The sequence below is a fragment of the Pseudokineococcus sp. 1T1Z-3 genome (assembly GCF_037482365.1).
GTDB lineage: Bacteria > Actinomycetota > Actinomycetes > Actinomycetales > Quadrisphaeraceae > Pseudokineococcus.
In genome coordinates this window covers 114032-127361 of the sequence record NZ_JBBHZF010000025.1, presented here as the reverse complement: position 1 = coordinate 127361, position 13330 = coordinate 114032, and the positions used below count along the sequence as shown (strand labels likewise).

14 protein-coding genes are annotated in these 13330 nt (G+C 74.7%); all 14 read left to right on the top strand.

Features of this window, described 5'->3' with window-relative positions; all coding sequences use genetic code 11:
• Positions 1-196 precede the first annotated feature (196 nt).
• The 14 genes from rho (at position 197) to WDV86_RS11205 (ending at position 13222) form a co-directional block, all read left to right on the top strand.
• Positions 197-2482, top strand: coding sequence for a transcription termination factor Rho (gene rho, locus WDV86_RS11270; protein WP_339567733.1), 2286 nt, complete (start codon positions 197-199; stop codon positions 2480-2482).
• 176 nt (positions 2483-2658) lie between these two features.
• A complete protein-coding gene (gene rpmE / locus WDV86_RS11265; protein ID WP_339567732.1) occupies positions 2659-2865 on the top strand; it encodes a 50S ribosomal protein L31 in 207 nt (68 codons plus the stop codon).
• 131 nt (positions 2866-2996) lie between these two features.
• Positions 2997-4079: a peptide chain release factor 1 gene (gene prfA, locus WDV86_RS11260; protein WP_339567731.1), complete on the top strand. Its 1083-nt coding sequence runs from the start codon at positions 2997-2999 to the stop codon at positions 4077-4079.
• Between the two features lie 38 nt (positions 4080-4117).
• A complete protein-coding gene (gene prmC / locus WDV86_RS11255; RefSeq protein ID WP_339567730.1) occupies positions 4118-5041 on the top strand; it encodes a peptide chain release factor N(5)-glutamine methyltransferase in 924 nt (307 codons plus the stop codon).
• Complete coding sequence (locus tag WDV86_RS11250; protein WP_339567729.1) at positions 5038-5802, top strand: L-threonylcarbamoyladenylate synthase; 765 nt, start codon at positions 5038-5040, stop codon at positions 5800-5802. Before prmC ends, WDV86_RS11250 begins: the two co-directional genes overlap by 4 nt.
• A complete protein-coding gene (locus WDV86_RS11245; protein ID WP_339567728.1) occupies positions 5799-6902 on the top strand; it encodes a glycosyltransferase family 4 protein in 1104 nt (367 codons plus the stop codon). The genes WDV86_RS11250 and WDV86_RS11245 overlap by 4 nt, the downstream gene beginning before the upstream one ends.
• A 113-nt stretch (positions 6903-7015) precedes the next feature.
• Entirely contained in the window at positions 7016-7414 is a 399-nt protein-coding gene (locus WDV86_RS11240; protein WP_339567727.1) for a hypothetical protein, read from the top strand.
• Positions 7411-7770, top strand: coding sequence for an AtpZ/AtpI family protein (locus WDV86_RS11235; protein WP_339567726.1), 360 nt, complete (start codon positions 7411-7413; stop codon positions 7768-7770). Before WDV86_RS11240 ends, WDV86_RS11235 begins: the two co-directional genes overlap by 4 nt.
• A gap of 55 nt (positions 7771-7825) precedes the next feature.
• Entirely contained in the window at positions 7826-8608 is a 783-nt protein-coding gene (gene atpB, locus WDV86_RS11230; protein WP_339567725.1) for a F0F1 ATP synthase subunit A, read from the top strand.
• A gap of 87 nt (positions 8609-8695) precedes the next feature.
• Positions 8696-8908, top strand: a complete 213-nt coding sequence (locus tag WDV86_RS11225; protein WP_339567724.1) for an ATP synthase F0 subunit C — start codon at positions 8696-8698, stop codon at positions 8906-8908.
• Positions 8909-8990: 82 nt separating this feature from the next.
• Positions 8991-9611, top strand: coding sequence for a F0F1 ATP synthase subunit B (locus WDV86_RS11220; protein ID WP_339567723.1), 621 nt, complete (start codon positions 8991-8993; stop codon positions 9609-9611).
• Positions 9611-10432, top strand: coding sequence for a F0F1 ATP synthase subunit delta (locus WDV86_RS11215; protein ID WP_339567722.1), 822 nt, complete (start codon positions 9611-9613; stop codon positions 10430-10432). Before WDV86_RS11220 ends, WDV86_RS11215 begins: the two co-directional genes overlap by 1 nt.
• 144 nt (positions 10433-10576) lie before the next feature.
• On the top strand, positions 10577-12199 hold the full coding sequence (gene atpA / locus WDV86_RS11210; RefSeq protein ID WP_339567721.1) for a F0F1 ATP synthase subunit alpha: 1623 nt from the start codon (positions 10577-10579) through the stop codon (positions 12197-12199).
• 105 nt (positions 12200-12304) lie between these two features.
• Positions 12305-13222: a F0F1 ATP synthase subunit gamma gene (locus WDV86_RS11205; RefSeq protein WP_339567720.1), complete on the top strand. Its 918-nt coding sequence runs from the start codon at positions 12305-12307 to the stop codon at positions 13220-13222.
• Positions 13223-13330: the final 108 nt, after the last annotated feature.

Sequence of the window (13330 nt, the reverse complement as noted above, 5' to 3'; positions counted from 1 at the left end):
GGGAGCCCCCGGCGCCCACACCCCTCCCGGTACCGAAGTACCGGCGACGTGCCGCGGGCGGACCGACCTCGTGCCCCGCACGCAGGCGGACGTGCCGAGCGCACGCCGAGCTGGGGGTGGTCCCTGCCGGCCTCTGAGCGCCGGTGCACCCTGCGGCCGCCATCTGCCGAGCCGCTGACGAGGGGGAAGGACCTTCGTGACAGACACCACCGACATCGCGCAGCCCGCGACCACGCAGGAGGCGGGCGGCGCACCGGCGCGCCGCGCGCCGCTCTCCCAGCTCCGCCTCGGGCAGCTGCAGGAGCTCGCCGCCTCCCTGGGCGTCTCGGGCACCGCGACCATGCGCAAGAGCGACCTCCTCAGCGCGATCCGCGCCGAGCAGGGCCCCTCACCGCGCGGACGCCGTCCCGGCTCCGGCCAGGGCGACGGGTCCGCCAGCACGCAGACCGCCGCGCCCGCCGGCGACCACGTCTCCCCGCCGCAGCCGCGCCGCGGGGACGACGAGGGGGAGCGCCCGCAGCCCCCCGCCGGCGGCGAGGACGCCCAGAGGCCTGCCCGGCAGGCTCAGGACCAGCCGGCCTCGGACCAGCAGGAGACCGCGCCGCGTCGGACGCGGGGCCGCCGCGCCGAGCGGCCGGCAGGGGCCCCGGGCGCGGGGGGCGAGGCCACCAGCGGCGACGCAGCAGCCCCGGGCGGCGAGCAGAGCTCGACCGCGACGGGCCCAGCCGCTGCACGCACCGACGCCGGCGACGACCGGACGCAGAGTGCGGGCGGGCGCCGCGAGCGCCGCTCCGGCGAGGACGCCCAGCGCGACGGCCGCCCCGAGCGCGACGGCCAGGACGCCGGCGGTCACCGAGCCGGCCAGCGCGGCGACAACCAGCGCGGCGACAACAGGGGTGCCGACAGCAGGGGCTCCGACGACCAGCGGTTGAGCGCACGCGCCCAGCTGGAGCAGTCGCTCGACCTGCGCGAGCGGGCCCGCCACGGCGACGGTGACGGCGAGCGGCAGCGCGGTGACGTCCCCGACCGCCAGCAGGACCGCCAGGACCGTGACCGCCAGCAGGACCGCCAGCAGGACCGCCAGCAGGACGGTGGCCAGGACCCGCGCGACACCCGCGGCCAGGACGACGACGAGGAGGGCGGCGGCCGCCGCGGGCGCCGGGGCCGCTACCGCGACCGCAAGCGCCGGGGCCGCGAGAGCGGCCAGCCCGCCCAGGGCGGCGGCCAGGAGGCCGAGCCGGACGTCGCCGACGACGACGTCCTCACCCCCGTGGCCGGCGTCCTCGACGTCCTCGACAGCTACGCCTTCGTCCGCACGTCGGGCTACCTGCCGGGCCCGCACGACGTCTACGTGACGCTCGCGCAGGTCAAGAAGCACGGCATGCGCAAGGGCGACGTCATCACCGGTGCGGTGAAGAACCGCTCCGACGACGGCGGTGACGGCCAGGACGCGCCCAGCGGAGGTGGACGCGGCGGACGCCAGCAGCGCCAGCAGCGCGCGCAGAAGTTCAACCCGCTCGTGCGGGTCGACACCATCAACGGCGTCACGCCCGACGCCGCCCGGCGTCGCCCGGACTTCACCAAGCTCACGCCGCTCTACCCCCAGGACCGCCTGCGCCTGGAGACCGAGCGCGGCCAGTACACCCAGCGGGTCATCGACCTCGTCGCGCCCATCGGCAAGGGCCAGCGCGGCCTCATCGTCGCGCCGCCCAAGGCCGGCAAGACGATCGTCATGCAGCAGATCGCCAACGCGATCACGCGCAACAACCCGGACGTCCACCTCATGGTCGTGCTCGTCGACGAGCGGCCCGAGGAGGTCACCGACATGCAGCGGACGGTGAAGGGCGAGGTCATCGCCTCGACCTTCGACCGCCCGGCCGAGGACCACACGACGGTCGCGGAGCTGGCGATCGAGCGGGCCAAGCGCCTCGTCGAGCTCGGCCACGACGTCGTCGTGCTGCTCGACTCGCTGACCCGCCTGTCGCGGGCCTACAACACCTCCGCGCCGGCGTCGGGACGGATCCTGTCCGGCGGCATCGACGCCTCGGCGCTCTACCCGCCGAAGCGGTTCTTCGGCGCCGCCCGCAACATCGAGAACGGTGGCTCCCTGACCATCCTCGCCTCGGCGCTCGTGGAGACCGGCTCCAAGGCCGACGAGGTCATCTTCGAGGAGTTCAAGGGAACCGGGAACATGGAGCTGCGCCTGGCCCGCCACCTCGCGGACAAGCGCATCTTCCCGGCCGTGGACGTCAACGCCTCGGGCACGCGGCGCGAGGAGATCCTCATGTCCGCCGAGGAGCTCAAGGTCGTCTACAAGCTCCGCCGGGTGCTCGGCGCGCTGGACTCCACCCAGGCCATCGAGCTCGTGCTCGGCAAGCTGCGCGAGACCGGCAGCAACGCCGAGTTCCTCATGCAGGTCCAGCGCACCGCCCCGGCCGGCCCGGGCGGCGACGCCGCCAGCGAGCTGGCGCCCCGCACCTGAGCGGCGGCACGCGCCGGCAGCCGCGGGAAGCGCGCGTGGGCTGCCGGCGTTGTGACCACGCGGCCTGCTGCCGGTTTCCGGACGAGGCCGCCGCTCTGGCACCATCGCACCTTCGGGCCCCGGTTCACGTGCGCGCGCCGCGCCGCACGACCCGGCAGCCATGACGAGAGGACACCATGAAGACCGGTCAGCACCCCGAGTACGTGACGACGACCGTGTCGTGCACGTGCGGCGAGACCTTCACCACGCGCAGCACCGACACGAGCGGCGAGATCAAGGCCGACGTCTGCTCCGCGTGCCACCCCTTCTACACGGGCAAGCAGAAGATCCTGGACACCGGCGGCCGCGTCGCCCGCTTCCAGCAGCGGTACGGCAAGAAGTAGCGCGCCCCCGACGGCGCCGGTCCGCCCCTGCTGGGCGGGTCGGCGCCGTCGCTGCGTCCAGGCCGTGACCACCGGCCGCCCGCCCCGGCGCCCCTCTCGGCGCGCGCCCGACCAGACCCGAGGAGCCCCGCGTGCGCGACGTCGTCGCCCCGCTGCTGGAGGAGCACGCCGCCCTCGAGCAGCAGCTCGCGGACCCCTTGCTGCACGAGGACGCCGCGCGTGCCCGCCGGGTGGGCCGCCGGTACGCCGAGCTCGGCGCCGTCGTCCGGGCCGAGTCCGCGTGGCGGGCGGCAGCGGGCGACGCCGGGGCGGCGCGGGCGCTGGCGCAGGAGGAGCCGGCCTTCGCCGAGGAGGTCCCCGCGCTGGAGGCGGCCGAGGCGGTCGCGGCCGAGCGGCTGCGGCGCCTGCTGGTGCCCCGCGACCCCGACGACGGCCGCGACGTCATCCTCGAGGTCAAGGCCGGGGAGGGCGGGGAGGAGTCGGCCCTGTTCGCCGGTGACCTGCTGCGGATGTACCTGCGCTACGCCGAGCGCCGAGGCTGGCGCGCCGAGGTGCTCGACGCGACGGCCTCGGACCTGGGCGGGGTCAAGGAGGCGGCGCTGGCCGTGCGCGGCCGCGGCGGGGAGCCCGCCGACGGCGTCTACGCCTCGCTGAAGTTCGAGGGCGGCGTCCACCGGGTGCAGCGCGTCCCGGTCACCGAGAGCCAGGGCCGTATCCACACCTCGGCCGCCGGCGTGCTCGTGCTGCCCGAGCCGGAGGAGGTCGACGAGGTCGAGGTCGACCCCGCCGACCTGCGGGTCGACGTCTACCGCTCCTCCGGGCCGGGCGGGCAGAGCGTCAACACGACCGACTCCGCCGTGCGCCTGACGCACCTGCCCACGGGTCTGGTCGTCTCCTGCCAGAACGAGAAGAGCCAGCTGCAGAACCGCGAGCAGGCCCTGCGCATCCTGCGCGCGCGGCTGCGGGCGCTGGCCGCCGAGGAGGCCGACGCCGCCGCGTCGGGCGCGCGCCGGGCGCAGGTGCGCACGGTGGACAGGTCCGAGCGGATACGCACCTACAACTTCCCCGAGAACCGGGTGAGCGACCACCGCACCGGCTTCAAGGCGTACACGCTCGACGCCGTGCTCGACGGCGAGCTCGACGCCGTCGTCGCCTCGTGCGTGCAGGCCGACGAGGACGCCCGGCTGCAGGCCGCCGAGACCGGCCGCGGGTGAGCACCGGCGAGCGTCCCGACGCCGGCTCCCCTGACGGCGTGAGGCCCGACGGCTCCGACGTCGGGGCGCTGCTGCGGGCGGTCGCCGCGCGGCTCGCGGCGGCGGGTGTCGCGAGCCCGCGCCCCGACGCCGAGGTGCTCCTGGCGCACGCGTGGGGACGCCAGCGCGAGCAGGTGCGCCTGGCCGCGCTGCGCGGGGACGCCGGGCCCGACGCGGCGGTGCGCCGCGCCCTCGCCGAGCTCGTGGTCCGCCGGGAGCGGCGCGAGCCGCTCCAGCACCTCACGGGCGCCGCCGACTTCTGCGGGCTCACCCTCGCCGTCGGCCCCGGCGTCTTCGTGCCCCGGCCCGAGACCGAGCTCGTGGCGCAGGCTGCGGTCGCCGCAGCCCGAGCCGTGGTCGACGCCGGCCGGGCGCCCGTGGTCGTCGACCTGTGCGCCGGCTCGGGGGCCATCGCCCTCGCCGTCGCGGCGGGCGTGCCGGACGCGCGGGTGCTGGCGGTCGAGCTGGGCGACCAGGCGCTCGTGTGGCTCTCCCGCAACGCCGCCCAGGTGCCCCGGAAGCGGCTCGGCGGGCCGGTCGAGGTCGTCGCGGGCGACGCGGGGAGCGCGCTGGCGGGGTGGGAGGGCGCCGTCGACGTCGTCGTCAGCAACCCGCCGTACATCCCGCCGGACGCGGTGCCCGTCGACCCCGAGGTGCGCGACCACGACCCCGACCTGGCGCTCTACGGCGGCGGGTCCGACGGGCTCGCGGCGCCGCGCGCCGTCGTGGCCCGCGCGGCGGCGCTGCTGCGGCCCGGGGGGGTCGTCCTGGTCGAGCACGCCGACGTGCAGCAGCCCGCGATGCTGGCGGCGCTGGCTGCGCCCACCTGGACGGGCGCACGGGGCGAGCGCGACCTCACGGGGCGTCCCCGGTGGGTCTGCGCCGTGCGGGGCGCGGCGCCGTGCCACGATGCGGCCCCGTGAGCACGCTCCACGACTGCCGGGTCCCGGACGGCCGCGAGGCCGGGCTGGCCGCCGCCGTCGACGCCCTGCGCCGGGGCGAGCTGGTCGTGCTGCCCACCGACACCGTCTACGGCGTCGCGGCGGACGCCTTCGACCCCGGCGCGGTCGCGGCCCTGCTGGCCGCGAAGGGTCGCGACCGCAGCATGCCCCCACCGGTGCTCGTCCACGACGTGCGGGCGGTCGACGCGCTGCTGGAGCGCACCGGCAGTGCGGCGTCCACCTCGGTCGACGACCTGGCCGACGCCTTCTGGCCCGGCGGGCTCACGCTCGTCTGCTGGGCGCAGGGGTCGCTGCGCTGGGACCTCGGGGACACGGGCGGCACCGTCGCCGTCCGCGTGCCCGCCGACGAGCTGGCCCGTGACCTGCTGGCCCAGAGCGGCCCGCTCGCCGTGAGCAGCGCCAACCTCACCGGCCGGCCGCCGGGGGAGGACGCCGAGGCCGCCCGTGCCCAGCTGGGGGACGCCGTCGCGTGCTACCTGCAGGACGGGCCCCGTGACGGCGGTCAGCCCTCGACGGTGCTCGACCTCACCGGCCCCCGCCCCGAGGTGCTGCGCGAGGGCGTCGTGAGCCTGCAGGAGCTGCGCCGCGTCGTGCCGGACGTGCGCGCCCCCCGCCCGGCGCCCGGGTCCGCGCAGGACGGCTCGGCGGACGTCGCGCCGGAGCCGCCGGCCGACGGCGAGGCGGGACCCGACGCCGCCGAGGCCCCGCCCGAGAACCGGTGAGGGCCTACCTCCTCGTCCTGCTCACCGCGGCGGCGGTGACGTACCTCTGCACGCCGCTGGCGCGCCGTCTCGCGGAGCGGCTCGGGGCGATGTCCCCGGTGCGTGCCCGCGACGTCCACACCGTGCCGACGCCGCGGCTCGGGGGGACGGCGATGCTCGCCGGCCTCGCGGCCGCGCTGGTCGTCGCGAGCCAGCTGCCGTTCCTCGACGCCGTCTACGCCGAGTCGCGGGGGCCCTGGGCCGTCCTGGGCGCAGCCGCGCTGCTCTCCCTCATCGGGGTCGCCGACGACGTCTGGGGCCTGGACGCGCTCGCCAAGCTCGGCGGCCAGGTGCTCGCCGCCTCGCTGCTGGCCTGGGGCGGGGTGCAGCTGCTCTCCCTGCCGGTGTTCGGCGTCACGGTCGGCTCAGGACCGACCTTCTTCGCCCTCACCGTGCTCGCCGTCCTCGTGGCGGTCAACGCCGTCAACTTCATCGACGGGCTCGACGGGCTGGCCGCCGGCGTCATGCTCATCAGTGGGTCGGCGTTCTTCGTCTACACCTACCTCCTGAGCCAGGACGCGAGCCCGGAGGACTACTCCAACCTCGCCACCCTCGTCGCCGCCGCGCTCGTCGGCTGCTGCCTCGGCTTCCTGCCGCACAACGCGCACCCGGCGCGGATCTTCATGGGCGACTCCGGCTCGATGCTGCTCGGGCTCCTGCTGGCCGCCTCGGGCGTGGCCGCCTCCGGGGTCGACCCGGCCGTCGTCTCCCAGGTGCAGGTGGCGCCGGTCTTCCTGCCGCTGCTGCTGCCGCTCGCCGTCCTGCTGCTGCCGCTGCTCGACCTCGTCTGGGCCGTCGTGCGCCGCGTGGCGAAGGGCCAGTCACCTTTCACCCCCGACCGCCTGCACCTGCACCACCGGCTCATGGACCTCGGGCACAGCCACGCCCGCGCCGTCGGCGTCATGTACGCCTGGGCGGCCGTGATCTCCTTCGGGGCCGTCTCGACCGCCGTCGTGCCCCTGGACGTGGCCCTGCCCGTGTGGGGCGCCGCCCTCCTCGCCTGCGTCGTCGTCACGGTCCGCATCCGACGCTCGGACGCCGTGAGGGCGCCGGTCGCCTGAGCGGCCAGAAGTCCGACGCGTGGTAGTTTTCCGCGCGGTTGGCCAGCGCCGGCCGACCCGACGACCATCCCGAGAGGGACGCCGCCTGGAGGCCCACCGTGCCGCGCGAGGAGATGACTGGGCAGCCGATGCCCGCGCTCGCACGACCGGTCGGCGGGTCCACGCTCCTCGTCGCCGCGGTCGTGGTCACCGTCGCCGCCCTGCTCGGCGGTGACCTCGCTGCGCTCAGCGCAGCCGTCGGCGCCTCGGTCGCCCCGGTCTTCCTCGGGCTCACGCTGCTGGCTGCCCGCCTGGGGCGTGACGCCGGCCCGCAGATGCTCATGGCGCTCTGCGTCTCGACCTACCTCGTGAAGTTCGTCGCGACCGCCCTGGCCCTGGCGCTCCTGCAGCGCCAGCCGTGGGTGGAGCCCACCTGGGTCGCGGCGTCCGTCCTCGCCTGCGCCGGCGCCTGGCTCGTCGGTCACGTCGTCGCCACCTGGCGTCACCGCGGGCTCGTCGAGGCGCCCGCATGAGCGCGTCGCAGGAGCGGCGCGGCCCCCGCGCCGGCAAGGGCGCCGGCCCCGGCCGCCCGGTGCTGCGTCCGGCGGCCGAGGACGTGCCCGTCCGCGCCGGTGGCGGTGGGGGCGACCTCGTCGCCTACAACGTCCTCGCGTACCTGATGTCGGGCCTGCTCCTCTTCGGCGGCAGCGGGTACCTGCTCGACCGCTGGCTGGGCACGTCGCTGCTCACGCTGGTGGGCCTGCTGCTGGGGATGGGCCTGGGGCTCTACCTCGTCTGGGTCCGTTACGGTGGGCGCCGCCCGCCGGAGGACGGCGGCGACGGCTCCACGGCCGGCGGACCCGCTCCCGGCGGGGGATCCGGCGCGTGAGCCTTCGCGCAGAGCCCGCGGCACGCGTCCCTAACGGCCTCGACGAGGAGATGTTGTGAGCCCGCACGTCCTGGCCTCCGGCTACAGCCCACCCAGCCCCTCGAGCTTCTGGCACCCCCTCATCGGCGAGGGCGCGACGGCGATCACGCGGCCGATGTTCCTCATGGCCTTCTCGGTCCTGCTCATCACCGCTCTGGCCTTCGTCGTCACCCGGCGGATGTCCTTGGTGCCGGGCTCGGGGCAGTTCGTCGCCGAGGGCATCTACACCTTCGTGCGCAACGGGGTGGCCCGGGACTCCCTGGGCTCGAAGGAGTTCCTGGCCTTCGTCCCGCTGCTGCTGACGCAGTTCCTGCTCATCTTCACGAACAACCTCTTCGGCATCGTGCCGGTCATCCAGTTCCCCACCTTCAGCCGCTACGGCTTCGCCCTCTCGGTGACCCTCATCGTCTTCGTCGTCTACCACGTCGTCGGGATCCGGCGGAAGGGTCTCGGGGGCTACTTCAGAGGCATGGTGCCGTCCGGCCTGCCGAAGCTGGTCGTCCCGGTGATCTTCCTGCTGGAGCTGCTCACCTACTTCGTGACGCGGCCGCTCACGCTGTCGCTCCGGCTCTTCGCCAACATGTTCGCGGGGCACATCCTGCTGCTTGTCTTCTTCCTCGGCGGGACCTACATGCTGGTGGAGGCCGACGGCCTGCTCATCAACGTGGCGAGCGTCGGCGCCTTCCTCATGGGCATCGTCTTCACCGGCTTCGAGCTGCTCATCTACTTCCTGCAGGCCTACGTCTTCGTCCTGCTCTCCGCCAGCTACATCGCCACGTCGATCGCCGACGACCACTGACGCCGCCGGCGTCGACCAGACCGCTCCACCCGCACCACCGCAGAGACCGCCCGACGCGCCGCAGGGCGCGCCAACGGAAGGAACACCATGGAAGGCCTCACCGGCAGCATCAACGTCCTCGGCTACGGCCTCGCGGCGCTGGGCCCCGCCCTCGCCGTGGGCATGATCTTCGCCGCCTACATCAACGGCGTCGCCCGCCAGCCGGAGTCGCGCAACCTGCTCCAGCCGATCGCCATCCTCGGCTTCGCCCTCGCCGAGGCCCTCGCCCTCTTCGGCCTGGTGCTCGCGTTCATCAACTGACGCCCCAGGCGTCAGCTCGGCCCCGCATGACGCGCTGAGCTCTCCAGATCGAGTACCTCCCTTCGAAGCACCAGGAGCGTCCATGCCGGTCCTCACGGCCCCGGTCCTCGCGACCGGCTTGATCGACGAGCAGGGCAACCTCTACTGGCCCTACCCGCTGCTGCCGCAGCCGGGCGAATTCGTCATGGGGTTCGTGGCCTTCGCGATCCTGTACGTCGTCGTCTCCAAGCTCGTCGTCCCGCGCTTCGAGAAGGTGCTCTCCCAGCGCCAGGAGGCCATCGAGGGCGGCATGGAGAAGGCCGAGAAGGCGCAGGCCGAGGCCGAGGCCATGCTCGCGGAGTACAGGGAGCAGCTGGCCGAGTCGCGCGAGGAGGCGGCGCGGATCCGGGAGGAGGCGCGCGCCCAGGGCGCGCAGATCCTCGAGGAGATGCGCCAGCGGGCGGAGTCCGAGGCGCAGCGGGTCGCGGAGTCGGCCCAGCGCCAGATCGCGACCGAGCGGCAGCAGGCCGTGGCCTCGCTGCGCAGCGAGGTCGGCGGGCTGGCCACCGAGCTGGCCTCGCGCATCGTCGGGGAGTCCCTCGCCGACGAGGCGCGGCAGTCGCGGGTCGTGGACCGCTTCCTCGACGACCTGGAGCGTTCCGGTGACGTCCCGTCGGCCTCCGGCCAGACCGCCGCGGCGACGCCTACCGGGCAGGCGCGCTGATGCGAGGTGCCAGCAGCCGCACGCTGGGGCAGGTGACCGAGGACGTCGGCCCCGCGCTCGACGCCGCCACGGGCACCGACCTCGGCGAGCAGCTCTTCGCCGTCGTCGACCTCCTGGACTCCTCCGGGCCGCTGCGTCGGGCGCTCACCGACCCGGCGCGCCCGGGGGCTGACCGGGTGGCGCTCGCCGAGCGGCTGCTCTCCGGCCAGGTGGGCGACCAGGCGCTCGACGTCGTCCGACGCCTCGTCGACGGCCGCTGGTCGGCGGCGCGCGACCTCGCGGACGCCCTCGAGCAGCTCGCCGTGCTGGCGACGGTCTCCGGCTCCGCGTCGGGGACGGGCTCGGCCGACGCGGTCGACCAGGTGGAGGAGGAGGTCTTCCGGGTCGAGCGACTCCTCGCCGGGGACCGCGCGCTGCGCGCCGCGGTCGCCAACCGTTACGCCCCCGAGCGTTCCCGCCAGGCCCTGCTGGAAGAGCTGCTCGGCGACAAGGTCAGCCCGGGGACCCTCCTGCTCGTGCGACGCGCGGTCCTGCGCGGCCGGGGGCTGACCCCGGAGCGCGCGCTGGAGACCTACGGCGAGCTGGCCGCGCAGTGGCGTCGGCGCGTCGTCGCCCTGGTCACCACGGCCGTCGCGCTGAGCGCCGGGCAGCGCGCCCGGCTGGTCGAGGTCCTCACCCGCCAGTACGGACGCCGCGTGCACCTCGACGAGGTGGTCGACCCCGGCGTCGTCGGCGGGGTGCGCCTGGAGGTCGACGGCGAGCTCGTCGACGCGACCATGACGGCGCGGCTGGCGGAGTCCCGCCAGCGACTCGCCCGCTAGGCCCTCTGAGACCGGACCGTCCGGTCTCCACCGCTCGACCGCCCCGCCGCTAGACCCGCACGACAGCAGGCCGCACCCTGGAGGGTGCGCCACCACCTCGCCGCCGGCGAGGACGACGACAGAGACGACGACTGAGAGGCCCCCATGGCGGAGCTGACCATCCGGCCCGAGGAGATCCGCGACGCGCTGGACTCCTTCGTGCAGTCCTTCGACCCCTCGGGCGTCGACCGCGAGGAGGTCGGGCGTGTCACCGAGACGGCTGACGGCATCGCCCGTGTCGAGGGGCTCCCCAGCGCGATGGCCAACGAGCTGCTGCGCTTCGAGGACGGCACGCTCGGCCTGGCGCTCAACCTCGACGTCCGTGAGATCGGCGTCGTCATCCTCGGCGACTACAGCGGCATCGAGGAGGGCCAGGCGGTCCACCGGACCAAGGAGGTCCTCTCGGTGCCCGTTGGCGACGCCTACCTCGGCCGCGTCGTGGACCCGCTCGGACGTCCCATCGACGGCGGCGGGGAGATCGAGGCTGAGTCCCGCCGGGCCCTGGAGCTGCAGGCCCCCACGGTGGTCCAGCGCAAGTCGGTGCACGAGCCGCTGCAGACGGGCATCAAGGCGATCGACGCCATGACGCCCATCGGGCGCGGCCAGCGCCAGCTCATCATCGGCGACCGGCAGACGGGCAAGTCCGCCGTCGCCATCGACACGATCATCAACCAGCGGGCGAACTGGGAGTCGGGCGACCCGACCAAGCAGGTCCGCTGCGTGTACGTCGCGATCGGCCAGAAGGGCTCGACCATCCAGGCCGTGCGCGGCTCGCTCGAGGCCGCCGGCGCGATGGAGTACACGACGATCGTCGCGGCCCCGGCCTCGGACCCGGCCGGCTTCAAGTACGTCGCCCCCTACACCGGCTCGGCCATCGGCCAGCACTGGATGTACGGCGGCAAGCACGTCCTCATCGTCTTCGACGACCTCTCCAAGCAGGCCGACGCCTACCGCGCCGTCTCGCTGCTCCTGCGTCGCCCGCCGGGCCGCGAGGCCTACCCCGGCGACGTCTTCTACCTGCACTCCCGCCTGCTCGAGCGCTGCGCCAAGCTCAGCGACGAGATGGGCGGCGGGTCGATGACGGGCCTGCCCATCATCGAGACCAAGGGCAACGACGTCTCGGCCTTCATCCCGACGAACGTCATCTCCATCACCGACGGCCAGATCTTCCTGGAGTCGGACCTCTTCAACGCCAACCAGCGGCCGGCCGTCAACGTCGGCGTCTCGGTGAGCCGGGTCGGCGGCGACGCCCAGACCAAGGCCGTGAAGAAGGTCTCCGGCACGCTGAAGATCGACCTCGCGCAGTTCCGCTCGCTCGAGGCCTTCGCGATGTTCGCCTCCGACCTCGACGCCGCCTCTCGTCAGCAGCTCGGCCGTGGGCAGCGCCTCATGGAGCTGCTCAAGCAGCCGCAGTACTCGCCCTACCCCTTCGAGGAGCAGGCGGTCTCGATCTGGGCGGGCACGAAGGGCCACCTGGACGACGTCGCCGTCGAGGACGTCCGTCGGTTCGAGTCCCAGCTCCTGGAGTCCCTGCGCGGCGGTGACCTGCTGCGCACCATCCGCGAGACCGGCAAGCTCGAGGACGACACGATCGCCGGCCTGGAGCAGGCGGTCGCCGACTTCAAGGGCGGGTTCCGCTCCTCCGACGACGGCGGCGCCGCCCCCGTCGAGGAGGAGAGCGCCGAGGACGAGGGCGCGCAGGAGCAGATCGTCCGCCAGAAGCGCTGAGGCGCCGCCGGCACGGGCCCCTCGCGGGAGCCTGTGCCGGCCCCCGACCCGCCGAGAGCCCACGGGGCCCGGCGGGCCACCACCACCACGCAGGAGGAGCAGACCGTGGCCGGCCAGCAGAGGGTCTACAAGCAGCGGATCGGGTCGACGAAGTCGATGCAGCAGATCTTCCGCGCCATGGAGCTCATCGCGACCTCCCGCATCGTCAAGGCCAGGCAGGCCGTCGCCGCCTCGACCCCCTACGCCCGGGCGATCACCCGGGCGGTCTCGGCGGTCGCCACCTACTCCGACGCCGACCACCCGCTGACGACCGAGCGCCCGGAGATCCGCCGCACGGCCGTGCTCGTCGTCACGAGCGACCGCGGCATGGCGGGGGCCTACTCGGCCTCCGTGCTGCGCGAGGCCGAGCGCCAGGTGGCACGGCTGCGCGAGGAGGGCTCCGAGCCGGTGCTCTACGTCGTCGGCCGCAAGGGTGTCGCCTACTACCGCTTCCGCCGCCGCGACATGGCGCAGACGTGGTCCGGCTTCTCGGAGGCGCCCTCCTTCGACGACGCCCGCGAGATCAGCGAGGAGCTCGTCGCGCAGTTCGTGCAGACCTCCGCACCGGAGGAGGGCGAGCCGGGGGTCGACGAGATCCTCGTCGTCTCGACGGCCTTCGTCAGCATGGTGACCCAGACCCCGCGGGTGGCCCGGCTGCTGCCGCTGGAGGTCGTCGACGGCGTCGAGGCCCCCGACGAGAGCGAGCTGCTGCCGCTGTACGAGTTCGAGCCGAGCCCCGAGGACGTCCTCGACGACCTGCTGCCCCGCTACATCACGAGCCGCATCCACAACGCCCTGCTGCAGGCGGCCGCCAGCGAGCACGCGTCCCGCCAGCGGGCCATGAAGACGGCCGGCGACAACGCGGAGGACCTCGTCAAGACCTACACGCGGCTGGCCAACCAGGCCCGCCAGGCCGAGATCACCCAGGAGATCACCGAGATCGTCGGCGGGGCGGACGCCCTGGCGGCGAGCTCGCGCGGCTAGGCCCGTCAGTCCCGGCAGCCCAGCAGAGCAGCACGCACCCGCCCGGGAGCCCGGGCCGACCAGCCACCGAGCCTCACCCGTCCCGAGCGTCACCGCCAGGCCCAAGGA